Source organism: Nocardiopsis potens DSM 45234, assembly GCF_000341105.1.
GTDB lineage: Bacteria > Actinomycetota > Actinomycetes > Streptosporangiales > Streptosporangiaceae > Nocardiopsis_A > Nocardiopsis_A potens.
In genome coordinates, this window is sequence record NZ_ANBB01000003.1 from 119,310 (window position 1) to 144,798 (window position 25,489).

At 75.2% G+C, this 25,489-nt stretch carries 23 protein-coding genes; 11 read left to right on the forward strand and 12 right to left on the reverse strand.

The window, feature by feature from the left end; translation table 11 throughout:
* Positions 1-57: 57 nt before the first annotated feature.
* The 3 genes from D459_RS0101970 to D459_RS0101980 form a co-directional block, all read right to left on the reverse strand.
* Positions 58-657, reverse strand: a complete 600-nt coding sequence (locus D459_RS0101970; RefSeq protein ID WP_017591307.1) for an OmpA family protein — start codon at positions 655-657, stop codon at positions 58-60.
* Positions 654-1,205, reverse strand: a complete 552-nt coding sequence (locus D459_RS0101975; protein ID WP_017591308.1) for a hypothetical protein — start codon at positions 1,203-1,205, stop codon at positions 654-656. Before D459_RS0101975 ends, D459_RS0101970 begins: the two co-directional genes overlap by 4 nt.
* Before the next feature lie 207 nt (positions 1,206-1,412).
* Positions 1,413-2,963 carry an LCP family protein gene (locus D459_RS0101980; protein WP_017591309.1) on the reverse strand — a complete coding sequence of 517 codons (1,551 nt, stop codon included), beginning with the start codon at positions 2,961-2,963 and terminating at the stop codon, positions 1,413-1,415.
* Positions 2,964-3,345: 382 nt separating this feature from the next.
* Between D459_RS0101980 and D459_RS0101985 the strand changes: the two genes are divergently transcribed.
* The 3 genes from D459_RS0101985 (at position 3,346) to D459_RS0101995 (ending at position 6,010) form a co-directional block, all read left to right on the forward strand.
* Positions 3,346-4,275, forward strand: coding sequence for an Lrp/AsnC family transcriptional regulator (locus D459_RS0101985; protein WP_017591310.1), 930 nt, complete (start codon positions 3,346-3,348; stop codon positions 4,273-4,275).
* Positions 4,272-5,186 carry a dihydropteroate synthase gene (gene folP / locus D459_RS30400; protein ID WP_017591311.1) on the forward strand — a complete coding sequence of 305 codons (915 nt, stop codon included), beginning with the start codon at positions 4,272-4,274 and terminating at the stop codon, positions 5,184-5,186. The genes D459_RS0101985 and folP overlap by 4 nt, the downstream gene beginning before the upstream one ends.
* A gap of 143 nt (positions 5,187-5,329) precedes the next feature.
* Entirely contained in the window at positions 5,330-6,010 is a 681-nt protein-coding gene (locus D459_RS0101995; RefSeq protein WP_241484945.1) for an RraA family protein, read from the forward strand.
* Between the two features lie 115 nt (positions 6,011-6,125).
* Here D459_RS0101995 and D459_RS0102000 read toward each other — a convergent pair whose 3' ends face one another.
* Both D459_RS0102000 and D459_RS0102005 read right to left on the reverse strand, forming a co-directional pair.
* A complete protein-coding gene (locus D459_RS0102000) occupies positions 6,126-6,743 on the reverse strand; it encodes a TetR/AcrR family transcriptional regulator (protein WP_017591313.1) in 618 nt (205 codons plus the stop codon).
* A 62-nt stretch (positions 6,744-6,805) separates the two neighbouring features.
* Positions 6,806-7,570 carry a hypothetical protein gene (locus tag D459_RS0102005; RefSeq protein ID WP_017591314.1) on the reverse strand — a complete coding sequence of 255 codons (765 nt, stop codon included), beginning with the start codon at positions 7,568-7,570 and terminating at the stop codon, positions 6,806-6,808.
* Between the two features lie 397 nt (positions 7,571-7,967).
* On the opposite strand from D459_RS0102005, the gene D459_RS0102010 reads away from it, so the two are divergent.
* The 3 genes from D459_RS0102010 (at position 7,968) to D459_RS0102020 (ending at position 11,284) form a co-directional block, all read left to right on the forward strand.
* Positions 7,968-9,272 (forward strand): sensor histidine kinase, encoded by a 1,305-nt coding sequence (locus D459_RS0102010; protein WP_081620407.1) that lies wholly within the window; start codon positions 7,968-7,970, stop codon positions 9,270-9,272.
* Positions 9,273-9,518: 246 nt separating this feature from the next.
* Complete coding sequence (locus tag D459_RS0102015; protein ID WP_017591316.1) at positions 9,519-10,157, forward strand: response regulator transcription factor; 639 nt, start codon at positions 9,519-9,521, stop codon at positions 10,155-10,157.
* A 314-nt stretch (positions 10,158-10,471) separates the two neighbouring features.
* Positions 10,472-11,284, forward strand: coding sequence for an SAM-dependent methyltransferase (locus D459_RS0102020; RefSeq protein ID WP_017591317.1), 813 nt, complete (start codon positions 10,472-10,474; stop codon positions 11,282-11,284).
* A 60-nt stretch (positions 11,285-11,344) separates the two neighbouring features.
* Here the strand turns inward: D459_RS0102020 and D459_RS0102025 are convergent, their stop codons facing one another.
* Entirely contained in the window at positions 11,345-12,487 is a 1,143-nt protein-coding gene (locus D459_RS0102025) for an acyltransferase (RefSeq protein WP_017591318.1), read from the reverse strand.
* Between the two features lie 216 nt (positions 12,488-12,703).
* Here D459_RS0102025 and D459_RS0102030 point away from each other — a divergent pair, with 216 nt between their 5' ends.
* Complete coding sequence (locus D459_RS0102030; RefSeq protein WP_017591319.1) at positions 12,704-12,991, forward strand: hypothetical protein; 288 nt, start codon at positions 12,704-12,706, stop codon at positions 12,989-12,991.
* 86 nt (positions 12,992-13,077) lie between these two features.
* Here the strand turns inward: D459_RS0102030 and D459_RS0102035 are convergent, their stop codons facing one another.
* From D459_RS0102035 to D459_RS0102050, 4 genes are all read right to left on the reverse strand, one after another.
* Complete coding sequence (locus D459_RS0102035) at positions 13,078-14,316, reverse strand: acyl-CoA dehydrogenase family protein (protein ID WP_017591320.1); 1,239 nt, start codon at positions 14,314-14,316, stop codon at positions 13,078-13,080.
* A 307-nt stretch (positions 14,317-14,623) separates the two neighbouring features.
* A complete protein-coding gene (locus D459_RS0102040) occupies positions 14,624-15,046 on the reverse strand; it encodes a VOC family protein (protein ID WP_017591321.1) in 423 nt (140 codons plus the stop codon).
* Between the two features lie 104 nt (positions 15,047-15,150).
* A complete protein-coding gene (locus D459_RS30405) occupies positions 15,151-15,999 on the reverse strand; it encodes a helix-turn-helix domain-containing protein (protein ID WP_017591322.1) in 849 nt (282 codons plus the stop codon).
* An 87-nt stretch (positions 16,000-16,086) separates the two neighbouring features.
* Positions 16,087-17,523: a helix-turn-helix transcriptional regulator gene (locus tag D459_RS0102050; protein ID WP_026119974.1), complete on the reverse strand. Its 1,437-nt coding sequence runs from the start codon at positions 17,521-17,523 to the stop codon at positions 16,087-16,089.
* A 213-nt stretch (positions 17,524-17,736) separates the two neighbouring features.
* On the opposite strand from D459_RS0102050, the gene aceA reads away from it, so the two are divergent.
* Positions 17,737-19,035: an isocitrate lyase gene (aceA, locus tag D459_RS0102055; RefSeq protein WP_017591324.1), complete on the forward strand. Its 1,299-nt coding sequence runs from the start codon at positions 17,737-17,739 to the stop codon at positions 19,033-19,035.
* A gap of 389 nt (positions 19,036-19,424) precedes the next feature.
* Complete coding sequence (locus D459_RS0102060) at positions 19,425-20,276, forward strand: CPBP family intramembrane glutamic endopeptidase (RefSeq protein WP_017591325.1); 852 nt, start codon at positions 19,425-19,427, stop codon at positions 20,274-20,276.
* Positions 20,277-20,280: 4 nt separating this feature from the next.
* Here the strand turns inward: D459_RS0102060 and D459_RS0102065 are convergent, their stop codons facing one another.
* Positions 20,281-21,531 (reverse strand): CynX/NimT family MFS transporter, encoded by a 1,251-nt coding sequence (locus D459_RS0102065; protein WP_017591326.1) that lies wholly within the window; start codon positions 21,529-21,531, stop codon positions 20,281-20,283.
* A gap of 160 nt (positions 21,532-21,691) precedes the next feature.
* On the opposite strand from D459_RS0102065, the gene D459_RS0102070 reads away from it, so the two are divergent.
* Together D459_RS0102070 and D459_RS0102075 are read left to right on the forward strand one after the other, a co-directional pair.
* Positions 21,692-22,375 (forward strand): FadR/GntR family transcriptional regulator, encoded by a 684-nt coding sequence (locus D459_RS0102070; protein ID WP_017591327.1) that lies wholly within the window; start codon positions 21,692-21,694, stop codon positions 22,373-22,375.
* A 1,868-nt stretch (positions 22,376-24,243) separates the two neighbouring features.
* Entirely contained in the window at positions 24,244-24,846 is a 603-nt protein-coding gene (locus D459_RS0102075) for a DUF6928 family protein (RefSeq protein ID WP_017591328.1), read from the forward strand.
* A gap of 50 nt (positions 24,847-24,896) precedes the next feature.
* Here D459_RS0102075 and D459_RS30410 read toward each other — a convergent pair whose 3' ends face one another.
* Positions 24,897-25,178 carry a DUF2277 domain-containing protein gene (locus D459_RS30410; protein ID WP_040708888.1) on the reverse strand — a complete coding sequence of 94 codons (282 nt, stop codon included), beginning with the start codon at positions 25,176-25,178 and terminating at the stop codon, positions 24,897-24,899.
* Between the last annotated feature and the right edge of the window lie 311 nt (positions 25,179-25,489).

Below are 25,489 nucleotides of genomic sequence, written 5' to 3' on the forward strand. Positions count from 1 at the left end.
GGCGCCGTCGCCGCTCCGGTCGGCGTCGGGGCGGCGACGGCGCCTTGCGGGTGCGGGTCAGCCGCCTTCGAAGGTGATCTCCACCCGGCGGTTCTGCGCCCGGGCGGAGGGGACGTCGGCGCCCTCGGAGTCGGTCTCCTCGGCGAGCGGCTCGTCCGAGCCGCGCCCCTCGGCCTCGATCTCGGGGGCGCCCGCGCCGAGCTCCTCCTCGATCGCCTCCTTGACCGCCTCGGCGCGCCGCTCGGAGAGCTCCTGGTTGTAGGAGTCCTCCCCGATGCCGTCGGAGTGGCCCACCACCTGGACGGTGCCGGAGACGCCCTCCAGCCGGCCGGCCAGGTCGGCGACGGTGCCCCGGGCCGCCTCGGTCAGCTCGGCCTCGTCGAAGGCGAACAGCACGTCGGCGGAGATGGTCACGGTCGTGCTGGAGCCCTGGACCTCCTCGGTCTCCAGCTCCTCCACCGACCCGGCGGGGTCGATGCCGATGACGCGGGTGGACGGGTCGATGGCGGCGACGGAGGAGTCGATGGCGCTCTGGGAGACCCGGTCGGGATCGCCGGCCGGCGTTTTCTCCTCGTCGGCCGCTGCGGCGGCCGGGGCCAGCAGCAGGGCCGAGAGCGTCCCGGCGAGCAGCCCGGCGCGGCGGGCGGCCGGGGTCACCGCTCCTCCCCGACCGGGACGTCCATGATCGGCTGCATGCCGTACAGGTAGACGTCGAAGGCCTCGGCGCCGTCGCGCGGAGCCGCGAAGAACGCGGTGAAGGAGTTGGGCTCGTCGTAGGTGAGCACGGTCGTGGGGTGGGGCTGCAGGAGGTCCCCGTTCTCGTCCTCGACGACGGTGTAGCGGCGCAGGTTCTCCATGTCGACCAGGTCGATGTGGGGCGCGGTGAGGGAGACGTCGAACACCTTCCAGATCTCCGGGTCGGACTCGGCGTCCGACCCCGGGGTGCCGGGGGTGATCGTGTAGTCGAGCTGCATCAGCTCGCCGCGCACGGTCAGTGAATTGATCTGGAAGGTCGCCTCGCCCTTGTGCTCGTGGTACGGGAAGGTCGCCTCGGCGATGACGTCCTCGGTCGAGGGCTGCCCGGGGGAGGCCTTCCGGTCGCCCTCCGCGTCTGAGCCCTCCCGCGCGTCCTCGCCGCCGGAGCAGCCGGCCAGGAGCAGGGTGAGGGCGAGGGCGGGGGCGGCGGCCTTGAAGAACGGGCGCACGTCGGTGCTCCTCCGTGGTTCAGGGGAAAGGGGAATGCGACCGGGAAGACGCGGAGCGCCCCCGCGCGGTTCCGGACCGGAGGGGAATCGGCCGCTTCCGGACCGCGCCCGCCGGGGGCGGCGTCCGCCGGGACGGAAGCGGGCGGATGCGGAGGCGCCCGCGCCCCGGCGGTGCGGCCGGTGGGCGGGCGCCTCCTCGGCGGGCGGTCAGGGGCAGATGGCGTCCAGAGAGGTGGCGTCGTCGCCGACCTGGCGGCCCGGGGTGGTGGGGGAGGGCTCGGGCAGGCCGGTGTAGTCCTGCCACTCGGTGCTGTCGCCCTCGCCGCCCTCGTCCTCGGCGCCCTCCGCGGAGGGGGAGGGGGACGGCGCCGAGGCGCTCGGCTCCGGCTCGGCCGCCCGGTCGCCGTCGCCGCCGTCGTCCTGCTGCGCGGAGACCGCGTCGGCGACCAGGCCGCGGATCTCCTTCCAGTCCGGGTAGGCCGGGTTCACCTGGGGCGGGGAGAGCTGGAGGGCCTTCATCCGGCCGTCGTCGGAGAAGGACTCGGCGAGCTCGATGAAGGCGGGCAGCTTGGCCTGCGGGATGTCGGTGCGCAGGGTCTTCTTGGTGGCGCCGGCGAGGTCCTGGTAGCTGGTCAGCACGGTGGCCGGGTCGGCCTGCTCGGCCACGTACTTGATCAGGCAGCCCTGCCGGCCCATCCGGGTGTAGTCGTCGCTGTTCACCCGGCTGCGGCCGTACCAGAGCGCCTGGTTGCCGTCCAGATGCTGGTCGCCGGCCTCCAGCACGGCGCCCTCCTGGCCGTAGGGGATCGGCTGGTCGATGTGCACGTCGATGCCGCCGATGGCGTCGATGACGGCCTCGAAGCCCTTCATGTCGACCAGGGCGTAGTACTCCGGCTCCAGGCCGGTGATGTGCCCGACGACGCCCTTGAGGGTGTCCGCGGCCGGGTCGGTGGCCTGCGGGTTCTCCGCCAGCCGCTCGGGGTCGTCGGCGACGGTCTGGTAGATCTCGTTGAAGATGTCGTCGAACCCGTAGGGCGGCGGGTAGGCCTCGGCCAGCTTGGAGCCCTTGGGGAACTGCACGTCCTCCAGGTTGCGCGGCAGGCCGATCAGGACCGTGTCGCCGTCGTTCACGTCGATGCTGGCCAGCATGACCGAGTCGGTGCGCATGCCGTACCGGTTGCTGCCGGAGTCCCCGCCGATGAGCAGCACCTCGATCCGGTCCCGGCCGTTCCACGGGTCGGCGTCGTCGTGCGGCTTGCCGTCCAGGTCGTCGTCGCCGAACACCGAGCTGAGGGTGTCGTAGGCGGTGTAGCTGGTGTGCATCACCGCGCCGGCCGGGGCGGCGATGCACAGGCAGAGCAGCAGGACGAGGGCGGCCCCGCCGATCCTCGCCCCGGCGCCGGCCGGCCGCGGGCGGGTGATCACCCAGGAGTGCACGATCACGGTCATCCACAGCACCGCCAGCACGAAGGCGGCCGCGCCCACGGTGAGCAGCCACTCGCTCTGCACCGCCATCCGGGCGCCGCGGGTGATGTTCCCGGCGAGCAGGAACGCGGCCGCCGCCGCCCCGGCGATCAGCAGCGCGTAGACCGACAGGATGGTGATTCCGGCCGCGCGCCGCCCCGAGCGCAGGTGGGCGATTCCGGGCAGGACCACCGAGGCCGCGGTGAGCAGCAGCGCGCGCCCCGTGCCCGACCGGTTTCGGTCGGACTCTTTTCCGTCCGCCTCCGGCCGCTCGTCTGCCCCTTCGTTCGCCATCGGGGTCCCTTCTAGATGCCCGTGTCCGTCCCTCGGTGCGCCGTCCCCGCCGGTGCGTGTCCCTGGAGGCCGCCGGCGGGGCGGGGAGCGGCGCCGCCCCCGGTGCCCCCGGCGCCGGTGACGATCATGCCGGACAACAGTGTCTCGCTTTGCCGGAGTTGTTCGTACGCGGAGTCGGCCGGAAGGCCCTCCGATCGCATGCCCGTGATGTAGCAGAGAATGCCCGTTTGCCTGGTACCGATGCCATCCGTGGTCGAAGACGGGCTTGTTTATTTCGTGATCAGTAGTTAAGGAACGCCGCAACTGCCATGATCTGGCCGCAGGAGGGGGCGGCGCCCCGGGGGAGCATGGGGGCCGCCGATGAACGAAAGGCGAACATATCGTGCTCGACGCGGTCGACGTGGCGCTCATGCGCGCGCTGCAGGGGGACGGAAGAGCGACCTATCAGGCCCTCGCCGACGGGGTGGGGCTGTCGCGCACGGCGGTGCGCGCGCGGGTGCGCCGGCTGGTCTCGGTCGGAGCCATCCGCATCGTGGGGGTCCTGCACGCGGGGGTCCTCGGCAGAGAGGTTTTCGGCCATATCTCGTTCACGGTTTCGGGCCCGGTCGGCCCGCTCCTGGACGAGCTGGCCGGGCGGGAGGCGGTGGTCTTCGCCGCGCAGACCGCGGGGCGCTTCCCCGCCGTGGCCCAGGTCCGGGTCCGCGACGACGAGGCGCTGGCCGAGGAGACCGCGGTGCTGCGCGCCCTGCCCGGGGTGACCGGCGCCGAGGTGTTCCGGGCCGGCACCGTGGTCAAGGACGCCGACAGCGGCGTCCGGGAGCTGCGGGACACCCCGCTCGACCCGCTGGACTGGCGGCTGGTCCGGCACCTGCAGCGGGACGGCCGCGCCTCCTACGCGGAGCTGGCCCGGAGCGTGGGGCTCTCCCAGGCGGCGGCGCGCTCCCGGGTGGTGCGGCTGATCGAGTCCGGGGTGGTGCACGTCACGGCGGTGGTGGAGCGCTCCGCGGTGGGCGCCGACGAGCGGCTGGGGTTCGGGGTGCGCTGCCGCGGCGGCTCCGCGGCGCCGGCCTCCCGGCTGGCCGGCGTCGCCGGGGTCTCCTTCCTCGCCGCCGGCTTCGGCCGCTACGACCTGGTGGGCACGGTGGCGGCCGCGGACCGGGCCGGGCTGGTGGACGCGGTGGAGGCGGTCCGGTCCTGCCCGGACGTCGGGATCCTGGAGACGTGGGAGCATCTGCGGGTGGCCAAGGAGCGGCTGCGCGGCGACGGCGCCGTCCCCGTGCCGCCCAGGGAGCGGAAGGGGGTCGCCGCGTGAGCGGGACCGCGGGAGAGGCGGGCGCCCGGCCCGGCGGGGTGCTGCGGTTGCGCGGCCGGGTCTTCGGGCCGGGGCGGCACGCGGTGATGGGGGTGGTCAACCGGACCCCCGACTCCTTCTACGACCGGGGGGCGACCTTCGCCTTCGAGGCGGCGCTGCGCGCGGCCGACGCGGCGGTGCGCAACGGCGCGGACATCATCGACGTCGGCGGGGTGAAGGCCGGGTACGGCGACGAGGTCTCCCCGGAAGAGGAGATCGGCCGCACCGCGCCGTTCGTCGCCGAGCTGCGCGCCCGCCACCCCGACGTGGTGATCTCGGTGGACACCTGGCGGGCGCGGGTGGGGGAGGAGTGCCTGCGCGCCGGGGCCGACCTGATCAACGACACCTGGGCCGGCGCCGACCCGGACCTGGCCAGGGTGGCCGCCGAGGGCGGCGCGGGCCTGGTCTGCAGCCACAGCGGCGGGCTGGGGCCGCGGACCGACCCGCACCGGGCGCACTACGCCGACGTGGCGGCAGACGTCGTCGCCACGGTGACCGGGCTGGCCGAGCGCGCCGTCGCCCTGGGCGTCGCCCCGGACCGGGTGCTCATCGACCCCACCCACGACTTCGGCAAGAACACCTACCACTCGCTGGAGCTCACCCGGCGGCTGGGCGAGCTGGCCGACACCGGCTGGCCGGTCCTGGTGGCGGTCTCGAACAAGGACTTCATCGGGGAGGCGCTGGACGCCCCGCTCACCGACCGGCTGGCCGGGACGCTCGCGGTGCTGGCCGTTTCGGCCTGGGAGGGCGCGCGGGTGTTCCGGGTGCACGACGTCGGGGCCGCGCGGGCCGCCCTGGACGCGGTGGCGGCGGTGGCCGCGCCCGCCGGTGAGGCCGCCGGCCGGAGCGGATCCGCAGGCCCGAACGTGTAACCGCCGGTAGCGTTTTTTGCTCTTTTCCGCGTCGGACGTCTTGCATTGCAGGGAAGTTACCCGTGAGTATGAGGGGGGTCGGGCCGCCGGCCCCCTCCACGGGGTGCGGGCGGCCCGCTCAGGCGCGTGTATTGGAGGCAGACGTGGCGCTTGCGGACACCTTGACGGCGCTCGGAACGGCGGCGCTGACCAGGAGCGGGGCGCGCCCCCTCGGCGCCCACCTGTTCCCGGTCCAGCCCGGGCCGGGCCTGGCGGCCACGGTATTCCCGGTGCGCTGCGCCCCCGGCGACAACCTGGCGCTGCACGCCGCGGTCGCCCAGGCGGCCCCCGGGACCGCGCTGGTGGTCGACGCCGCCGCCGAGCCCGAGTACGGCTACGTCGACGAGATCCTGGCGGTCGCCGCGCGCAACCGCGGCCTGGCCGGCATCGTCATCGACGGCTGCGTCCGCGACCTCGCCGCGATCGCCCGGGCCGGCCTGCCGGTGGTCAGCTCCGGGGTGGCGCTGCGCTCCCCGGGCCACGACGCCGGCGGGGCGGTCGGCCAGGACATCCTGATGAACTCGGCGGACTCGGCGCCCACCCCGGTGCGCCGGGGCGACTGGGTGGTCGCCGACGACGACGGCGTCGCCTGCCTGCCCCGGGGCAAGGCCGCCGACATCGTCGCCGACGCGCTCCGCGGCGTCCGCGCCGACCAGGAGCTGGTCGACGCGGTCTGCGCCGGCGCCAGCACCATCGACCTGCTCCACCTGGACCCGTCCCGGGTGGCCGGCTGGGAGGGCGGCCCCGGCCGCCTGCACGCCGCCCCCGCCGCCGGCGAGGGCTGACCGGGCGAGGCCCCTCTCCCGGCGGTCCCGGCACCGGGACCCCATCGGCCTGCTCTGATCGGGACCGCGGCGCCGAGGTCATCGGAAGGGGAGGGCGGGCGCCGGCCCCCCGGGGTCAGCCCGGGCCGCCGCCCTGGGCGATCGCGCCCACCACGGAACCGGTCAGGCCGTCGACGACGACCTCCTCCGGGACCTCGGGGTGGTCCAGCCACCACTCGCCGGCGGCCTGGACCATCCCCACCACCGCGTGCGCGGTGATCTGCGCGCGCAGCGGGTCGGCGATGTGCCCCTCGGCGACGAGCATCCCGGCCAGCTCCTCGCCGAGGCGGCGGACCATCATCCCCACGTCGCCGCGGGTCTTCGGGTCCTCGGAGGTGGCCCGGTCCATCAGGAACCGGTAGAGGTTCAGGTTCCGCCCGATCATCTGCAGGTAGGCGCCGACGGTGGCGCGGGCGCGCAGCCGCAGCGTCTCCCGGCCGTGCAGCTCGGAGCGGATCCGCTCGATGAGCGGGTCGACGTGCCGCTCGGCCAGCGAGCGGTACAGCCCGCCCTTGTCGCCGAAGTGGCGGTAGAGGATGGGCTTGCTGATCCCGGCCTCCGCGGCGATCGCGGACATCGGCGCGTCCGGTCCGTCGCGCTGGATCACCCGGTCGGCGGCGTCCAGGATGGCGCGGCGCCGCTCCGGGCTGCGGCCGCGGGAGGGCTTGGTCTGCTGTGCGGGTTCGAGGGCCACAGCGCACCACGTTAACCGGGCCGCCGCCGGGAGCGCACCCGGCGGCGGCCGCGGACCGGGCGCTACCCCGCGGCGGAGAACGCCGCGACGTCCACGGTGATCCAGACGGCCTCGGCGGCGGCGATCCGCGCGCCCTCGTGGTCGTACAGGGCGGTGGCGGTGAAGACCTTGCGGCCCTCGGAGCCGAGCAGCCGGCCGGTGACCACGTGCTCGCGGCCCACCTGCGGCGGGCGCAGCACCTCGGCGGTCATCCGGCCGAGCAGCATCGGGCGCTCCAGGATGTCGCTGGACCAGCCGCCGGGGCAGTCCAGCGCCGCCCAGGCGGCCTCGGGGCCCGCGTAGCGCGTTCCGGGCACCGCCAGCGAGGCGTCGGGCGTCCACGCGGCCGCGACCAGGCCGCCGTCCGAACCGGGCACCGGGCCGGCGAAGATCCGCAGGCCGTCGCCGGACTCCCGGTCCGTCCCGCACACGTAGCAGGTGGTGAACGGGTGCCCGGAGAACCCCCGGTAGCCCCGGGACGCCTCCCGGGCGACCGGCGCCGGGACCCGCTCGGCCAGGACCCGCACCGATCCCGCGTCCACCGGCTCGGCCTCGGCGACGGCGTCGGCGCCGTCCAGCAGCCGCAGCCCCGCCCCGTCGGCCGGCTCCACCGCCATCGCGGTGTCCAGCGGCGGCGGCTTGCGCAGCGTCACCCGCGCCGCCGGGGCGCCGAGGCGGGCCGCCAGCAGCCCGGCGATGTGCCCGCCGTTGGCGGAGCCCGGAGGCCCGTTGAAGCGGCGGTCCACGGTCAGCTTCTCGGAGGCGTCGATGCCCGGAATGTCGGTCATGGGGCCAGGGTATGCACCGCCCCGCCCGTACCCCCGCGTCGCCCCCGCCGGTTCGCCCGCGCCTCTGTGCCGCCCCGCCGGTTCGCCCGGGACCGGGGCACCGGTGCGGCCGGCCGGCGGAGGAAGGCGGTGAACGCCCCGGGCGGCGGCGGGGCGCCCCCCGGTGCCCCGGTGGTGCCGGTGAAGGCGGGTGCGAGGGACGCCGGGCGGACCGGCCCGGCGGTGGTCCGGGGCCGGGCGGGGGGCCGGCGCCGGCAGGGCGGACCACCGCCACGGCGGGGGCGTGCTCCGGGCCGCCCGGGCGCCGACCGCGGCCGGCGCCCTTTCCGGCGATCGGCGGCGGAGAGTGGAGCCCGCTACACCGACACGGCCCCGGGAGTGGGCGACAATCGTGCCCATGGCCCTGAAAACCACCCGTCCGGGGCGTGCGCCCGCGGGCGGAGCCCTCGCCGGCCCGGTGCGCGCCGGCGTGCGGTCCGCTCTCTACCTGTGCACCACCCTCGGCTCGGCGCTGGCCACCCTGCTGGTGCCGCCGCTCCTGCTGCTGGCCGCGGTGTCCGTGCTGCTGGCCGGCGCGGGCCTGGTCACCGTCCCGTTCGCACTGGACCGGCTGCGCGACTGGGCCGACCTGGAGCGCCGCCGGATCGCGCGGTTCCTCGGCGAGGAGGCCCCCGCGCCGCACCGCCCCGCCCTGCCCGCCGGGCCGGGTCCGGCCCGGTTCCGCGCCGCCCTGCTCGCCCCGCGCACCAGGCGCGACCTGGCCTGGGTCTTCGTCCAGATCGGCATCGGCGTCCCGGTCGGCCTCATCGGGCTGGCGGCCCTCATCGGCACCCCGCTCACGGTGGTGCAGATGCTGCTGTGGTGGGTCCTCCCCGCCGATGAGCCGCTGACCCTGCTGGGCGTCCCGGCCACCTCCTGGCCGACCGCGCTGGGCCCGGGCGCCGTCCAGTTCGCCGTGCTCGGCTGGCTGCTGTGGGCCGCGCCCTGGCCGGCCCGGCTGCACGCGCGGGCGGTGCGCGCCCTGCTCACCCCGTCGGCCGCCGAGGAGCTGGAGGAGCGGGTCGAGGAGCTGACCGAGACCCGCGCCGGGGCGGTGCACGCGCACGCCGCCGAACTCCGCCGGATCGAGCGCGACCTGCACGACGGGACCCAGGCGCGGCTGGTCGCGCTGGCGATGCGGCTCGGCCTGGCGCAGCGGACGCTCGGCCGGGACCCGGAGGCGGCGGCGCGCCTGCTGGAGCAGGCGCAGGCCGGCGCCGAGGAGGCCATGACCGAGCTGCGCGCCGTGGTGCGCACCATCTACCCGCCGGTGCTGGCCGACCGGGGCCTGGCCGGGGCGCTCTCCGCTCTGGCCGCGGACGGCGCCGTCCCGGTCCGCCTCGACATCGGCGACCCGGGCGGCGCGGACCTGGCCGGGCTGCCCGCCGCGGTGGAGGCGACCGCCTACTTCGTCGTCGCGGAGTCGCTGACCAACATCGCCAAGCACGCCGGGGCCTCCGCGGCCGCGGTGGAGGTCGCCCGGGACGGCGCAAGGCTGCGGGTCCGGGTCACCGACGACGGCCGGGGCGGCGCGGACGAGGGCGGCGGCAGCGGCATCGGCGGGATGCGCCGCCGGGTGGCCGCGCTCGACGGCGGGCTCGCGGTGTCCAGCCCGCCCGGCGGACCCACCCGGGTGGAGGCGGTGCTGCCGTGCGGCGAGTGACCGCGGGGCCCCGGAACCGGGGCGGTTCCGGAACCGGGGCGGCTCCGGGGCCGGGGCGGATCCAGGACGGATCCGGGGTCGGGGCGGGCCGCGCCCGGCCCCGCGGCCGGCCCGGACGCGGTACGGTCGCCTCCGCGCCCCCGCCTCCGGCGGGAGCGGAGCGGCGGGCGGCCCGGGCGGCGCCCTGGAGGGGCTCGGTTGAGGGTGGTGGCGGGTGACGGGCGGGACGTGGAGGGCAGGGCAGCGGTGCGGGTGGTGATCGTCGAGGACAGCGCGATCCTCGCGGAAGGACTGGAGCTGCTGCTCACCTCCTCGGGGCTGGAGGTGGCGGCGGTGACCGGGGACGCGGAGTCGTTCCTGGCGGCGGTGGCCGAGCACCGGCCCGACGCGGCCGTGGTCGACGTGCGGCTGCCCCCGTCCTTCACCGACGAGGGCGTGCACGCGGCCCTGGCCGCCAGGAGGATCGTCCCGGCCCTGCCGGTCCTGGTCTTCTCCCAGTACGTGGAGCGGGTCTACGCCCGCGACCTGCTCTCCGACGGGGCGGGCGGAGTGGGCTACCTGCTCAAGGACAGGGTGGCGCGGGTGGACGACTTCCTGGACGCGCTGCGCCGGGTGGCCGCCGGCGGCACCGCGCTGGATCCGGAGGTCGTCTCCCAGCTGCTCACCCGCCGCTCCGACCCGCTGGGCGGGCTGACCCCGCGCGAGCGGGAAGTGCTGGAGCTGATGGCCCAGGGGATGGGCAACACCGAGATCGCGGCCCGGCTGGTGGTCACCGAGCGGGCCGTGCACAAGCACGTCGGCAACATCTTCGCCAAGCTCGGCCTGGCCCCCGACGACGGCGGGCACCGCAGGGTCCGCGCGGTCCTGGCCTACCTGGACGCCTGACGCCGGAGCGCCCCTGGAGGAACCTCCGCCCCCTCCGGCGTGCGTCCGGGGTGCGGCGCGGAACCCGTCCGAATCCGGGCGGTTGCGCACCCGGCCCCACCGGGTAGGAATCCCCCTCGGAAAGCACGCCCGGGCCGGCCCCGGCCGGCGGCGCCGGGCGATGTCCCGAAGCACCCGCCCCGCTACCCTCCGTCGATGTACGATGGCGGCCCCTCTCCTCCTGGCAGTACCCCCTGCACCCTCCGCACCGATCAGACCGGGAGTCGAACGTGAGCGAGCGCTCCGCGAAAGGAACGGACTGGACCGTTTCCGCCATGCCGCAGCTGGACATGTCCGTGCCCACGGTGGCCCGGACCTACGACGCCCTCCTCGGGGGGAAGGACAACTTCCAGGCCGACCGGGAGGCGGCCGCCGCCCTGGAGGAGCTGAACCCCGGCACCGTCCAGCTCTCCAAGGACAACCGCGGCTTCCTCTCCCGGGGCGTCCGCTACGTCGCCGAGCAGGGCGTCCGCCAGTTCATCGACCTCGGCTCCGGGCTGCCGACGGTGGAGAACACCCACCAGGTCGCGCAGCGGGCGATCCCGGACGCCGCCGTGGTCTACGTCGACATCGACCCGATCGTCCTGGCGCACGGCCGCGCGATCCTCGCCGATTCGCCGCAGACCACGGTGATCACCGCGGACCTGCGCGACGTCGACCAGGTGCTCTCCGAGCCGGACACGCAGGACCTGATCGACTTCACCGAGCCGGTCTGCGTCATGCTGGTCAGCCTGCTGCACTGCATCCGCGACGAGGACGACCCGTTCGGCCTGGTCCGGCGGTACTTCGAGCGGCTCCCCGCCGGCTCGGCGCTGGTCTACTCCCACCTCTGCTCCGACGACGGGGACTTCGCCCGCACCTTCACTGAGCAGTGCCACGACTCCGGGATGGACTGGGGCCGGGTCCGCTCGCCGGAGGAGTGCGCCGAGGCCTTCGACGGCCTGGAGCTGGTCTCGCCCGCCTCCGACGGGTCGGTGCCGCCGATGCCGGTGGACTGCCCCACCTGGCGCAACGGCGACGTGCCGCCGGTCCCGCTGCCGGACAAGAAGCTCTGGGAGCACTCCGGCGTCGCCTTCAAGCGGAGCTGAGGGCGCCGCCCCCCGGACCGGGCTCCGCACCGGCCCCGGGCGGGCGGCGCCCGGAGCGGTTCAGATCAGCAGCGCCCGCGCCCCGGGGATCCGGCGGACCACCGCCACCGCGGCGAGGCTGAGCAGCGCCGCGGCGGCCGCGTAGCCGAGCGCGGCGCCCACCGCCTGCCAGCCGTCCGGGGCGCCGAGCAGGCCGCGCAGCTCGTACAGGACCATCACGTGCACCAGGTAGACGCCGAAGCTCAGCGCGGAGATCCGGCCGACCGCGCGCCGCACCGCCCCGGCGGCCCGCCCCTGCGCGCGGGCCAGGCGCAGCCCGGCCGCGCGCAGCACCAGGAACGCGCCGACCGAGCTCGGCAGCACGGTGGGGGAGAGGTAGTCGTAGACGTAGGCGGATCCGGCCTCCCAGGCCCCGGCGGAGTCGGCGAGGGCCCAGGCGGCCCCGGCGGTCGCGGCGGTGCCGACGAGCAGCACCGCGGCGGCCGGGCGCGCGGTGCGCGCCCCCGGGGCGGCGGTGTGCAGCAGCCATCCCAGCAGGTAGTAGCCGAGGAACGGGAGGAACCGGGTGGCGGCGGTGGCCCCGCCGGCCCCGTCCACCAGGCTGAGCGCCTGGTCGGCGACGCCCAGCGCGGTGGCCGTTCCGGCGAACCACCACAGCCCGGACCGGGGGGTGTGCGCCACCACCGTGCGCAGGAACGGGGTGAGCAGGTAGAGCCCGGCGATGACGTACAGGAAGTACAGGTGGACGCTGGGCGCGCCGGAGGCCGCCTGCCGCCAGGCGGTCTCGGCGTCCATCCCGTTCCGCCAGACCTCCCAGAGCAGGTAGGCGGCGGTCCAGGCGACCAGCGGCAGGCCGATGCGCGCCCACCGCTTGCGGTAGAACTCCCGCGGCGCCTCCGGCTTGGGGGCCAGCAGCAGCGCGCCGCTGATCATCACGAACACCGGGACGCACCAGCGCGCCGCGGCGTCCAGCGTGTTCGCCGCCCACCAGGGGGCCGTCCCGAGGTCGGTGTGCGAGGCGGTCACCAGCGGCGCCACCGCGTGCACCAGCACCACGGCGCCCATGGCGCACACCCGGGCGAAGTCGATCCAGGCGGTCGAGGGCCGCGGCGGCGCGGGGGCGGCGGACGGAGGAGCGGGGCCGCCGGACACGGGCCGCGGTGCTGCCGGACCCCCGTCCGCGCGGATGTCGTCGACGCGCATCCCCCATCGATACCACTTCGTTACACATCGGCTCAACCGCCCTTTCCGCGGCGCTTTCCGCCCCGCTCCCGCCCCGGCCGCTCCGGACCGCCTTCCGCCCAGGTCACGCGCCTGGCCGCCGGGCGGGCCGGGGAGAAGCCCCGGCGGCGGGGGCTCCCGAGGGCGGGATGGAACGGGCGCCGCCCGCACCGTTCCGAGCACGGATGGAGCCCCCTCATGCCGTACCTGCTGATCCGCCGGCGGTTCACCGGATACGGGCGCCGGCGCGCGGCGTTCGACTCGCTGGCCGAGCGCCGCGCCGGGCTGGGGCTGAGCACCCTGCTGGTCGCGCGGGACGCCGACGAGCCGGACGGGGCCGTGGTGCTGCTCGGCTTCGACGACGCGGAGCGGGTCCGCGCGCACTTCCCCTCACCGCAGCCGGAGGAGGCGCACCGCAAGGGCGGGGAGGTCCCCGGCAGCACCCGGCTGCTCTTCCTGGACGACCTGGACGGCGCCCCGGTCTGAGGCCGGGCGCCGGATCGCCGGGCGAAGGGAGCAAAGGGAAAGGAGGGGGCCGCGGCCCCCTCCTCCCGTTCCCACCAGCGGAACGCTCACTTCACCGGCAGGCCCGTGACGGCGCGGCCGATGATCAGGCGCTGGATCTCGCTCGCGCCCTCGAAGATGGTGAAGATGGTGGCGTCGCGGTGCCAGCGCTCCACCGGGTATTCGCGGGTGTAGCCGTTGCCGCCGAGGATGCGGACGGCGTTCTGGGTCACCCAGGTCGCGGTCTCGCTGGCGAAGAGCTTGCTCATCGACCCCTCGGCCTGGGCGAAGTCCTTGTCGTTGCGGGCCATCCAGGCGGCGCGCCAGACCAGCAGCCGGGAGGCGTCGATCCGGGTGGCCATGTCGGCCAGGGTGAAGGCGACCGCCTGGTTCTCGGCGATGGGGCGGCCGAACTGCTCGCGCTGGGCCGCGTAGTCGCGGGCGTACTCGTAGGCGGCGCGGGCGCAGCCGACCGCCATCGCCCCGACGGTGGGGCGGGAGGCCTCGAAGGTCTTCATCGCGGCCTGGCCCCCGGAGCGCCGGCCCTCGCGGGCGCGGGCCAGCCGCTCGTCCAGCTTCTCCTTGCCGCCCAGCAGGCAGCCGCCGGGGACGCGGACGTCCTCCAGCACCACCTCGGCGGTGTGCGAGGCGCGGATGCCGTGCTTGGCGAACTTCTGCCCCTGGGACAGCCCGGGGGTGTTCGGCGGGACGATGAAGCTGGCCTGGCCGCGCGAGCCCAGTTCGGGGTCGACCGAGGCGACCACCACGTGCACGTCGGCGATGCCGCCGTTGGTGGCCCAGGTCTTGGTGCCGTTGAGCACCCACTCGTCGGAGGCCTGGTCGTAGACGGCGCGGGTGCGGATGGCGGAGACGTCGCTGCCCGCGTCGGGCTCGGAGGAGCAGAACGCGCCGAGCTTGATGTCGTCGGCGGTGCCGAACATCTGCGGCACCCATTCGAACAGCTGCTCCTGGGTGCCGTTGGCGGCCACCGAGACGGCGGCCAGGCCGGTCCCGGTCAGGGCCAGCGCGATCCCCGGGTCGCCCCAGTACAGCTCCTCGAAGGCGACCGGGATGCCCACGCCGCTGGGCTCCAGCCACTGGTTGGCGAAGAAGTCGAGGGAGTACAGGCCGATCTTGGCCGCCTCCTGCAGGATCGGCCAGGGGGTCTCTTCGCGCTCGTCCCACTCGGCGGCGGCCGGGCGGACGACGTCGCGGGCGAACCCGTGGACCCAGTCCCGGACCTCGCGGATGTCCTCGCTGAGCTCCAGGCTGAACGCGGGTGCGCCGGCGGCGCCGGAATCGGTCATCTTCACACGTCCTTCGATCGTCCCGGCGGGCACCGGGAGGAGGAATGCGTCGGGCTCCGGGGAGGGGAGGCGGATCGGCGCGCCGAGGACCGCCCCGCCAAGGTGTTACCAACGGTAACACGCGGGTTCGGGGCACAGGAAGGGGGCGGGCGCCGCGGCGCCCGCCCCGGTGGGGAGGCGGAACCGGCGCGGCGGGGCGCGACCGCCCCGCCGCGCCGGCGCGCGGGTCCGCGGCGCCGTCCACACCGGCGGCCGCGCGTGCGGGCGCCCCCGCCCCGTCCTCCCGGCCCCTCCGCGGGGCCGGGCGCTACCCCTGCGCCCCGGCGGAGTCCCGCCAGTCGGTGCCGAAGGTCCACACGCTGCCCTCCGGGTCCCGGGCGGCGTACTCCCGGGCCCCGTAGCCCATGTCCGCGGGCTCGGCGACGATCTCCGCGCCGGCGGCGCGCGCCCGGGCGCAGTGCGCGTCGGGGTCCTCCACCGCCACGTACAGCAGCTGCGGCGCGGCCGGGACCGCCGTCGGCCCGGCGTCCGGCCCGCGCTCGGAGCCCACCATCACCACGCCCCGGCCCAGGCGCAGCTCGGCGTGTGCGACGAACTCCCCCTCGGGCGGGTGGCGCACCTCGGCCTCGAAGCCGAACGCCTCGGTCAGGAAGCGGATCGCCTTGTCCGCCTCCCGGTAGCGCAGCACCGGGAACACCGCCGGCCGGTCGGCCTTCTCCACGTCGGCCATGGTTTCTCCCCTCGCTCTCAGCGGCCCCCCGCCCGTCCGCGGAGGGGCGTCGGGGAGACCCTAGGCGGGGGGAGCCGCGGGGTCTTGTAGGTATGGGAACCGCTTCACCGCGGGGCGGCGGCGGGCGCGGCGAACCCGGCCAGCATCTCGCCGCGCAGCTCCGCGGGGGTGCAGCCGGCGAGGTCCCGCCAGTCCCGGGTGAGGTGGGCCTGGTCGTGGTAGCCGGACTCGGCGGCGGCCTCGGCGAGCGCCCTGCCGGACAGGACCAGGCCGAGCGCGGCCCGGAAGCGCAGCACCCGGGCGGCGGCCTTGGGCGCCAGGCCCAGCTGCTCGTGGAAGCGGGCGCTGAGGTGGCGGCGGCTGTAGCCGGTCTCCCGGGACAGCTCGGCGACGGTGGCGCGGCCGCGCGAGGCGGCCAGCACCTCCCAGGCGCGGGCCACCATCGGGTGCACCGCGGCCGGCTCCCGGGCCCGCCCCAGCAGGGCGGCGTCGAGCAGGTCGAACCGCTCGGCCCAGCCGGGTGCCGCGGCCATCCGCTCCACCAGCCCGCGCGCCCCGGGCCCGAGCACCTCCTCCAGGGCGACGATCTCCCCGGACAGCTCGCGCAGCGGCAGCCCGAACAGGGCGTAGGCGCCGAGCGGGGTCGGCTCGAACTCCACCCCGAACTGCTCGCCGGAGTCCAGGGTGTAGGCGGCGCGGTCGTGCATCCCGGCGATGAACGAGGAGGCCGGGGCGACCTCGAAGGCCGGCCCGGGGGAGCCGAGCCAGCCGGCGGTGAACCGCCCGCCCAGGTTGACGATGACCGTGACCGCTCCGGCGGGCGGCTCCCGGCGCCACACCGCGCCGCCGGCGGAGTAGCGGTAGCCGCGGTAGAGCGGCACGTGCCGGCGGATCGCCGGGTGCGGGACCCGGGCGGCGGTCTCGGCGGAGGCGGTCGGCGGCTGGGCGTCCATGCGCCGAGTATCCCGCCGCTGCGCCGGGGCGCGCCAGGCGCGGGGCGGGGCGGTGCGCCCGTCCCCGCCCGCCCCGCGCCGGTGCGGCTACTCGGCCTCGTGCCGCTCCAGGAAGGTGTAGACATCGGTCTCGTCGACGCCGGGGAAGGTGCCCGAGGGCAGCGCGGACAGCACGTGCGAGTGGGCGCGGGCCGACGGCCAGACGTTCCCCTCCCAGCGGGCGGCCAGCTCGCCCGGCGGCCGCACGCAGCACTCCCCGTTCGGGCAGTTGGACTTGGTGCGGTTGGTGGTCTCCCGGCCGCGGAACCAGCGCGACTCCTTGTAGGGCACGCCGAGGGTGATGGCGAAGTTCCGCTCCCGGCTGGGGTCGACGTGCGCCACGCACCAGTGCGTCCCGTTGGGCTTGTCGGTGTACTGGTAGTACAGCGAGTACCGGTCGGGGGAGGCGAACACCTGCCGGCCGGACCAGTACCGGCACATCCGCTGGCCCTCGATGGCGCCGCTCTCGTCGGTGGGGAAGACCAGGCCGTCGTTCTCGTAGGCCTTGTAGATGATGCCGGTCTCGTCGTTGCGGATGAAGTGGCAGACCAGGTCCAGGTGGCGGAAGGCCAGGTTGGTGAACCGGTGCGCGGCCATCTCGTAGGAGACCGAGAAGACGTCCCGCAGGTCCTCCACCGACAGGTCCCGGGCCTTCTTGGCCTCCTGCAGATAGGCCACCGCGGGCTCCTCGGGCATCAGCACGGCCGCGGCGAAGTAGTTGGCCTCCACCCGCTGGCGGAGGAAGTCGGCGAAGTCGCGCGGGTGGTCGTGGCCGAGCACGAAGTGGCCGAGCGTCTGCAGCAGGATCGTGCGCGGGCTGTGCATGCCCAGGGACTCGCGCTTGAGGTAGAGCCGGCGGTTGCGGGTGTCGGTGACCGAGCGCACCGAGCGCGGCAGGTCCTGCACGTAGCGCAGGGTGAAGCCGTGGTGGGTGACGATGGCCAGGATCTGCCCCTGGGAGAGCGCCCCGCCGCTGTAGCCGATCGCGCCCAGCGTCTCCTTGGCGGCCTTCTCGATCTGCTCGAAGTAGTTGCCCCGCTCGCGCATCTGGCGGCGCAGGTCGGCGTTGGCCCGGCGGGCCTCCTCCGGGCTGGCGGTGGGCTTGACGCTGCGCCGCTTCAGCTCGTCGTAGAGGCCGACGATGTGCTCCAGCACGTCGTTGGGGACCCGCTTGCCCACCTTGAGGTGGGAGAGGTTGAGGCCCTGGTACACCGGGTCGCGCTGGGCCTCCTCCAGGGCGATCTCCAGCTGGGCGCGGCGGCTGGGGGGCTGCCGGGAGAGCAGCTCCTCCACCGAGACGCCGAGCGCCTGGGCCAGCGCGGTGAGCAGGGACAGCTTCGGCTCGCGCTTCCCGTTCTCCAGCAGGGAGAGCTGGGAGGGCGCCCGGCCGACGCGCTCCCCCAGGTCGGAGAGGGTCATCCCGCGGTTCCGGCGGAGGTGCCGGAGACGCTGGCCAAAGGTGACGAGATCCAGGTCACCCGGCAAAGACGGGATTTCTTCAGTACCAAAGTACGTCATGGCTTCATCTTAGGGAAAGATTCGAAGATCTTCACCTGGAATCGGCTCGAAAAACCCTGGAACTTTGCGAAGAATCGTAGTCACCGGCGGGGAACACGGCCCCCGCAAGGCCGGAAGGCCCTGCGGACCACGTCTCCAGCCGGTACAACGACCAGGGGAACTGAGAAGGCGGGTAGCCAGATGAGCATCAGCGGCCGTCAGAAGGAAGCCGCAGCGGCGCTGCAGCAGGAGTGGGAGAGCGACCCCCGCTGGAAGGGCATCGAGCGCACCTACTCCGCCGAGGACGTGATCCGCCTGCGCGGGTCGGTCACCGAGGAGCACACGCTGGCCCGGCTCGGCGCGGAGCGGCTGTGGAGCCTCCTGCACGACGAGGCCTACGTCAACTCCCTCGGCGCCCTCACCGGGAACCAGGCCGTGCAGCAGGTCCGAGCCGGCCTGAAGGCCATCTACCTGTCCGGCTGGCAGGTCGCGGCCGACGCCAACCTCGGCGGCCAGACCTACCCGGACCAGAGCCTCTACCCGGCCAACTCGGTCCCGGCCGTGGTCCGCCGGATCAACAACGCCCTGCTCCGCGCCGACCAGATCACCTGGTCGGAGGGGGACGAGAACGCCCCGCACTGGCTCGCCCCGATCGTGGCCGACGCCGAGGCCGGCTTCGGCGGCGTCCTCAACGCCTACGAGCTGATGAAGGGCATGATCGCGGCCGGCGCCGCGGGCGTGCACTGGGAGGACCAGCTGGCCTCCGAGAAGAAGTGCGGCCACCTCGGCGGCAAGGTGCTCATCCCCACCGGGCAGCACGTCAAGACGCTGAACTCGGCCCGCCTGGCGGCCGACGTGGCCGGCGTCCCCTCGCTGGTCATCGCCCGCACCGACGCCCAGGCGGCGACGCTGATCACCAGCGACATCGACGAGCGCGACCGGCCCTTCGTCACCGGCGAGCGCACCGCCGAGGGCTTCTACCGGGTCCGCAACGGCCTGGAGGCCTGCGTCGCCCGCGGCCTGGCCTACGCGCCCCACGCCGACCTGCTCTGGATGGAGACCTCCACCCCGGACCTGGAGGTGGCCCGCCAGTTCGCCGAGCGGATCAAGGCCGAGTACCCCGACCAGATGCTCGCCTACAACTGCTCGCCGTCCTTCAACTGGAAGCGGCACCTGGACGACGCCACCATCGCCAAGTTCCAGCGCGAGCTGGGCCACATGGGGTACAAGTTCCAGTTCATCACCCTGGCCGGCTTCCACAGCCTGAACTACTCGATGTTCAACCTGGCCAAGGGCTACGCGGAGAGCGGCATGACCGCCTACGTCGAGCTGCAGGAGGACGAGTTCGGCGCCGAGTCCAAGGGCTACACCGCCACCCGGCACCAGCGCGAGGTCGGCACCGGCTACTTCGACCTGATCTCCACGGCGATCACCCCGGACGCCTCCACCACCGCTCTCACCGGCTCCACCGAAGAGGACCAGTTCTCAGCGGCTCACTGAGGCCGGCTCCTCGTCCCCGGCGGCCGCCCGCCCCGCTTTCGTGGCTGGGGCGCGGCGGGACGGCCGTCACCGCCGCCGGGCCCGCGGTTCTCGTGTCACCCGCGGGCCCGGCGGCCCTGAGACCATGTTGATGGAGAGGAGAGGACCGGAGCGCCCAGCGGCTCACTGGCACCGGTCCCTCTCCCCCCGGCGGCCGCCCGCCCCGCTTTCGTGGCTGGGGCGCGGCGGGACGGCCGTCACCGCCGCCGGATCCGCGGTCCTCGTGTCACCCGCGGATCCGGCGGCCTTTCCGCTGCGGCGGCGCCCGCGGGCCTCTCGCGGGCGCCGCCGCAGCGGGCCCGGCCCCTCCCCGGGCCGGCCGGCCGCCCGGGCGTGCGATGATCGGCCGCATGTCCGAGCCCACCACCCCGCGCACCTCCGCGCCCGGTCCGGAACCGCGGCCGGAGCCGGCCGCCGCGCCCGCCCCCTCCCTTCCGGTGCCCGCCCCGCTCACCCCGCGGCTGCTCGGCTGGGAGGTCGTCTGCGTCCTGGCCCTGTCGCTGGGCGCCTCGGCGGTCTCCGCGGTGATCTCCTTCACCGGGTCGCTCACCGCCCCGGGCGGGCTGGCCGAGCAGACGGCCAACCTCGTGGTGCCGCGCGCCGAGGCCGAGCGGCCCTGGCTGGACCTCTCCCGGCAGCTCTACTCGCTGGTGTTCGCGATGGCGCCGGTGCTGCTCGTGGTCCACCTGCTGCACCGCACCCGGGAGTCGGCCCGCACCATCGGCTTCGACCTGCGCCGCCCCGGCTTCGACCTGGCCTCGGGCGCCGGCCTGGCCGCGCTGATCGGCTGCGGCGGCCTCGTCGTCTACCTGGTCTCCTGGCGGCTGGGGCTCACCGTGACGGTGGCGCCCAGCTCGCTGGAGCAGCACTGGTGGCAGTACCCCGTGCTGATCCTGCAGGCGGTGAAGAACGGGGTGCTGGAGGAGGTGATCGTGGTCGGCTACCTCATGCTGCGGCTGGGGCAGATGGGGTGGTCGCCGGTGCGGATCATCGCGGCCAGCGCGGTGCTGCGCGCCTTCTACCACCTCTACCAGGGGGTGGGCATGTTCTTCGGCAACCTGGTGATGGGCGTGGTGTTCTGCTGGTGCTACCGGCGCTGGGGCCGGGTCGGCCCGCTGATCGCCGCGCACTCGCTGATCGACATCGCGGCGTTCGCCGGGTCGGTGCTGCTGATCGGGAAGGTCGGCTGGCTGCCGGGCTGAGCCGTCAGGACCGGGCGGCGCGCGCCTCCAGCGCGTCCTCCAGGCAGCGCGGCCGCCCGAGCAGCAGGCCGACCGCCATGTTCACCGTCACCAGCACCGCGACCAGGGCGATCGGCGCGTGCCAGCCGCCGGACACCTGGTGCAGGAAGCCGAAGAGGAACGGGCCCAGGCCGCCCATCAGGTAGCCCACGCTCTGGCTGGAGGCCGACATCGCGGCGGTCGCCGCCGCGGTGCGGGTGCGCACCGCGAAGAAGGTCAGCGCCAGGGTGAAGGTGCCCATGCCCAGGCCGAGCAGGACGGTCCAGACCCAGATCCCCTGCAGCGGCCAGAACCAGATGCCGGCCAGCCCGACCGCGTAGCAGGCGAAGAAGAACAGCACGAAGCCGCGGTGGTCCCGGGCCCGGGCCATCATGCCGGGCAGCACCAGCGAGGTGGGCACGGCCAGCGCGGTCAGCACGGACAGCGCCAGCCCCGCCATGCCCGCGCTCATCCCCTGGTCGCGCAGCATCTGGGCGTACCAGCCGAACAGGATGTAGGCGACCGTGCACTGGGTGCCGAAGAAGAGCACCGACTGCCAGCCCATCCCGGTGCTCAGCACCCGGCGCAGCGACAGCGCGGAGGAGGGGTCCTTGCGCGGCGGCTCGTGCTTGAGCACCAGCAGCCAGGGCACCACCGCGACCACGCCGAAGGCGGCGAAGGCGCCGAGCGCGGTGCGCCAGTCCCCGGTGGCCTGCACCATCGGCACGGTGCCCGCCGCGGCGATGGTGGTGCCCAGCGCCAGGAAGGTGGTGTAGAGCGTGGTCATGGCGCCGACCCGGTCCGGGAAGTGCTCCTTGACCAGGGTGGGCAGCAGCACGTTGCCGATCGCGCCGCCGGACAGCGCCACGGCGCTCAGCGCGAGGAAGGGCAGCGGGTCGCCGACCAGGGGGCGGGTCGCCAGTCCGACGGTGAGCGCGATCAGCGCGGCGACCAGCACGTGGTGCTCGCCGAACCGGCGGATCAGGGCCGGGGTGGCCGCGCCGAAGGCGGCGAAGCAGAGCACCGGCAGCGTGGTGAGCACCCCGGCGACGGTGGAGGACATGCCCAGGCCCGCGGTCACCTCGTCGAGCACCGGCCCGACGCTGGTGATCGCGGTGCGCAGGTTGATGGCGGCCAGCGCCACACCGGCGACCAGGAGCCATACGACGCCGCGCCCGCGCCCGGCCGCGCGGTCGGTGTTCGCGCTCTCCGAGCGCTTCCCGGTGACGCTTGCCACACACCCCTCCAAAAACATAGGATGACAGGATCTACATCGACAGCGTAACGCATTCGCGGGGAGAGGCTATTCCGTGCCGAGGCTGGTCTAGGCTGCGACCCTGACCGACTCTCCCGGGCCGGCCACGAACGGCGGCCGACATCTGTAGGAGGTAAAGCGAGTGCCCCTCGCCTCGACGCGCCGGACCGGCCTGGTCGACCAGGTCATCAGCCAGCTCAGAGCACAGATCGACTCGGGCGAGTGGGGAATCGGCGACCGCATCCCCACCGAGTCGGAGCTCTCCGACCAGCTGGAGGTCGGGCGCAACACCGTCCGGGAGGCGGTCCGCGCCCTCGCCCACGCGGGTCTGCTGGAGATCCGCCAGGGCGCGGGCACCTTCGTGCGCGCCTCCAGTGAGCTCGGCGGTGCGCTCCGCCGCCGCTTGGAGCGCTCCCGCCTGCGGGAGAACCTCGAGGTGCGCCGCGCCCTGGAGATGGAGGCCGCCCGGCTGGCCGCGCTGCGCCGCACCGAGGAGGACCTGGCCGAGATCGAGCGCACCCTGGCCCTGCGCGACGAGGCCTGGCGCGTCCAGGACATGAGCACCTTCGTGGAGACCGACTTCGCCTTCCACCGCGCGGTGGTGCACGCCACGCACAACCCGCTGCTGATCGAGCTCTACGACGACATCGCCTCGGTGGTCTACGACAGCATCGCGCACAGCGCCAACATCGAGCCCACCCAGGACGACCTCGACCACGACCGGCTGGGCTCGGCGATCCGCGACGGCGACGCGGGCCGCGCCCTCCAGGAGGCCGCCTGCTACCTCGACGAACTGGTCTCCCGCGCGGACGACTCGGACGACTGAGCGACCACCGGGCCAACGGCCACCGGGCATGCGGCCGGCCTCCGCGAGGCCACGCCCTAGCGCCTCGCGTCTCGCGTCTCGCGGGCGGACCGGGCGTTCCCCCGCGTGTCCGACGGCCTCCCACCCGAGTGCGGCGCCCCACGGGGCGAGGGGCAGGCGGGCGGCGACGGCGGCGGTAGGGGCTGGGTGCAGGCGGTCGCCCGGGTGCGGCGCCCCGCAGAGCGAAGGTTCAAACAGCGGCGACGGCAGCGGTAGGGGCTGGGCGAAGGTGGTCGCCCGGACACAGCGCCCCACGGGGCCGGGGTTCAAACGGGCAGCGACGGCGGCGGTGGGCACCGGCCGGTCGGTCCGGCGCGGCGCCCCACGGAGCGAAGGTCCAGGCAGGCGGCGACGGCAGCGGTAGGGGCGGGGTCGAGCGTCCCAGCCGGGCGCGGCGCCTCACGTGGCGAGGGTTCAGACGGGCGGCGAAGGCGGGAGCGGGCGGGGTGCCGCGTTCACCGACCGGGGGCGGCGCGTGCTCCCGGAGGAGGGCAGGGCAGCGCCCCGGCGGCGCGGGCCGGCCCGCCTGCCCGGGCCCGCCAGGGGTCTTATCCCTATATGCCTGGTTTGCGGCAGGGAACGGGTAGGGGCGAGGGCGGCCTGCGCACCTCGAGAGCACCCCGATTACATCTACCGGCGAGTAGTAAGCCCCCAGGCCCCCCACAACCCCCTCGCCGATTACCCAGAGTGGCCAAGCTGGGGCCTTGTAGGGGGATGAATGCGACATCTCGCTCCCGCGCTGCCCTTGCCCAGGTTCCGGCCCCCTGCTTTGCGGCCTTGCGGGCGGCTCGAACCCCTCATCACCGGCCCGATCGGGGCCAATCAGGCCGCCAGGGGCCCGATCCGGGCCGGGATGCGCGCCTGGGAATCACCGGGGTGCTCTCGCGGTGCGCAGGGCGCCCCACCCCGCCATCACCCTGCGTATTCACCCAGGTCAGAGAGGGGGAGCGATTTCAAGGGAGGCCGACCCCGGCGCCGGGGCGACGCGGGCGCGACGATCCCGCCGCCCGGCCCGCCCCGACCGGCCCCGCCCTGCCGCGCCGGACCGGCCGGCCGGCCGGTGCCCATCGCCGCCGTCGCTGCCCGCCTGAACCTTCGCCCCGTGGGGCGCCACGCCCGGGCGACCATCCTCGCCCCGCCCCACCGTTGTCGTCGCCGCCTGTCTGGGCCTTCGCTTCGCGGGGTGCCGCGCCGGACCGGCCGGCCGGTGCCCCTGCCTGCCCTCGCTGCCAGCCTGAACCGCCACTCCGTGGGGTGCTGTGCCCGGGCGATCGCCTTCCCCCCGTCCCTACCTCTGCCGTTGGCGCCTGTCTGGGCCTCGCTCCGTGAGGTGCCGCGCCGGACCGACCGGCCGGTGCCCACCGCCGCCTTCGCCGCCCGCTTCAACCTTCGCTCCGTGGGGTTCGCGCCCGGGCGACCGCCTCCGCCCTGCTCCTACCGCTGCCGTTGGCGCCTGGTTTTGGCCTTTGCTCCGTGGGGCCCGCGCCGGACCGACTGGCCGGCATGCCCTCCCGCCGTCGCCGCCGGCTTGAACCCCTGCCTCGTGGGGCGCTGTGCCCGACCGGACGGCCGGTCTGCCAGCCCGGTCCCGTCGCCCGCCGTCGGGGCGCGGTCCTGCGTCCTGGCGGAGGCGTGCCCGTAGCGGTGGGCTTCCGTGCCCCCAGAGGGAGAAACGGTGACGATATTCCCGGACCGGGAGCGGTGCCGCGTCGGGCGGGGTGATCAGGGCGGTCCTTTCCGCACCGCTCGGCCGCGCCACCCGCTGCCGTCCGCCCGCGATCGGTAGCGTCCGGCGTAGTCAGCGTCTGATCGCCGCCTCGGGAGGAACCATGGGAGCCAAGACCGCCGTCGTCGCCTTCTGCGACACCGACCCCGCGTTCGTGCTGCGCGCCGGGGACGCCGCCGAGCCCGGCGCCGCGCGCGAACTCGTCGAGCACCTCTTCCCCGGACGCGTCGGAGGATCGATCGGCCCGGGATACCTGGCCGACGCCGTGCTGCCCGGCGAGTACGTGTACGCGGGGGCCTTCCCCGGCCTGGAGATCGTCTGCGGCGGCCCGGTCGTGCAGGACCTGCCCGCCGACTTCGGCGCCCCGCCGTGGAAGACCGAGCGCAAGGGCGTCTACCTGCACACCATGCAGAGCGCGGTGGACACCGCGATGTTCGGGGTGTGGCGCGACGGCGAGCTGCTCCGCGCGGTCGGCGTCTCGCCCCGGCACCGGCCCTGGCTGGTGGGCGAACCCTTCCCGTTCGAGGCGCCATGGTGGGCGGGGGAGTACCGGGACGGGGCGGTCGAGGGGCTGCCCTTCCACCCGATGGCCTTCGGAGAGGCGGCGCTGTGCGCCCTGTTCGGCTTCGTGTCCGAGGGGGTGCCCGGCGCGGCCCCCGTCCTGGACCCGTTCCAGGTCACCCTGGAGGGGTTCCGGGTGGACTGAGGGGAGGGGTGCTCCCGGGCGGCGGGCCGTCCTCCCGCCGCCCGGGGGGCTCATTCAGCGGCGGCCGCTCCGGCCCGGCGCAGCCCGCTGCGCCGGGCCCGCTCCGCCTCGGCCTCGCGCGAGCGCGGCGGGGCCGGGCTGACCAGCTCGGCGACGAGCCGCGAGGTGGCGGCCGCGACGGCCTCCACCGCCTCGTCGAACGCCGCCCGGTTGGCCGCCGACGGCCTGGTGCTGCCGCTGATCTTGCGCACGTACTGCAGAGCGGCGTCGCGGATCTCGTCCTCGTCGGCCGGCGGCGCCATGTTGTGCAGCCGGCGAATGTTGCGGCACATGGTGATGACGCTACGCCCCGCCGCCGACATTTCACCGATCCGCCGGGCGGAGAGGCCGGTCGGCGGATCGCGCCGAACGCCCCGGCCCGCCGACCCCCGGTCTGTCGAACGCCTCCGTCCGCCGACCGGTACCGCCCGCGAACGCCCCGGCCCGCCGGCCGGAACCGCCCGCCGAACCCCCGGTCTGCCGGCCCCCGGTCTGGCGAACGTCCCAGCCCGCCGGCCGGTACCGCCCGGTGGCGCTCCGCCGGAGGAGAAGATGGAGAGGATCCCTCTGCGCCGGCGGCCCGCACCGTCCTGCCGCCCGGGGA

Bases quoted from the DNA above. Each gene is read 5' to 3' on its own strand.
- D459_RS0102025 (WP_017591318.1), bottom strand. From the start codon at position 12,487: ATGCGCGTCGACGACATCCGCGCGGACGGGGGTCCGGCAGCACCGCGG.
- D459_RS0102010 (WP_081620407.1), top strand. From the start codon at position 7,968: ATGGCCCTGAAAACCACCCGTCCGGGGCGTGCGCCCGCGGGCGGAGCC.
- D459_RS0102075 (WP_017591328.1), top strand. From the start codon at position 24,244: ATGGGAGCCAAGACCGCCGTCGTCGCCTTCTGCGACACCGACCCCGCG.
- D459_RS30405 (WP_017591322.1), bottom strand. From the start codon at position 15,999: ATGGACGCCCAGCCGCCGACCGCCTCCGCCGAGACCGCCGCCCGGGTC.
- D459_RS0101980 (WP_017591309.1), bottom strand. From the start codon at position 2,963: ATGGCGAACGAAGGGGCAGACGAGCGGCCGGAGGCGGACGGAAAAGAG.
- D459_RS0102040 (WP_017591321.1), bottom strand. From the start codon at position 15,046: ATGGCCGACGTGGAGAAGGCCGACCGGCCGGCGGTGTTCCCGGTGCTG.
- D459_RS0102030 (WP_017591319.1), top strand. From the start codon at position 12,704: ATGCCGTACCTGCTGATCCGCCGGCGGTTCACCGGATACGGGCGCCGG.
- D459_RS0102060 (WP_017591325.1), top strand. From the start codon at position 19,425: ATGTCCGAGCCCACCACCCCGCGCACCTCCGCGCCCGGTCCGGAACCG.
- D459_RS30410 (WP_040708888.1), bottom strand. From the start codon at position 25,178: ATGTGCCGCAACATTCGCCGGCTGCACAACATGGCGCCGCCGGCCGAC.
- D459_RS0102020 (WP_017591317.1), top strand. From the start codon at position 10,472: ATGCCGCAGCTGGACATGTCCGTGCCCACGGTGGCCCGGACCTACGAC.
- D459_RS0102035 (WP_017591320.1), bottom strand. From the start codon at position 14,316: ATGACCGATTCCGGCGCCGCCGGCGCACCCGCGTTCAGCCTGGAGCTC.
- aceA (WP_017591324.1), top strand. From the start codon at position 17,737: ATGAGCATCAGCGGCCGTCAGAAGGAAGCCGCAGCGGCGCTGCAGCAG.
- D459_RS0102005 (WP_017591314.1), bottom strand. From the start codon at position 7,570: ATGACCGACATTCCGGGCATCGACGCCTCCGAGAAGCTGACCGTGGAC.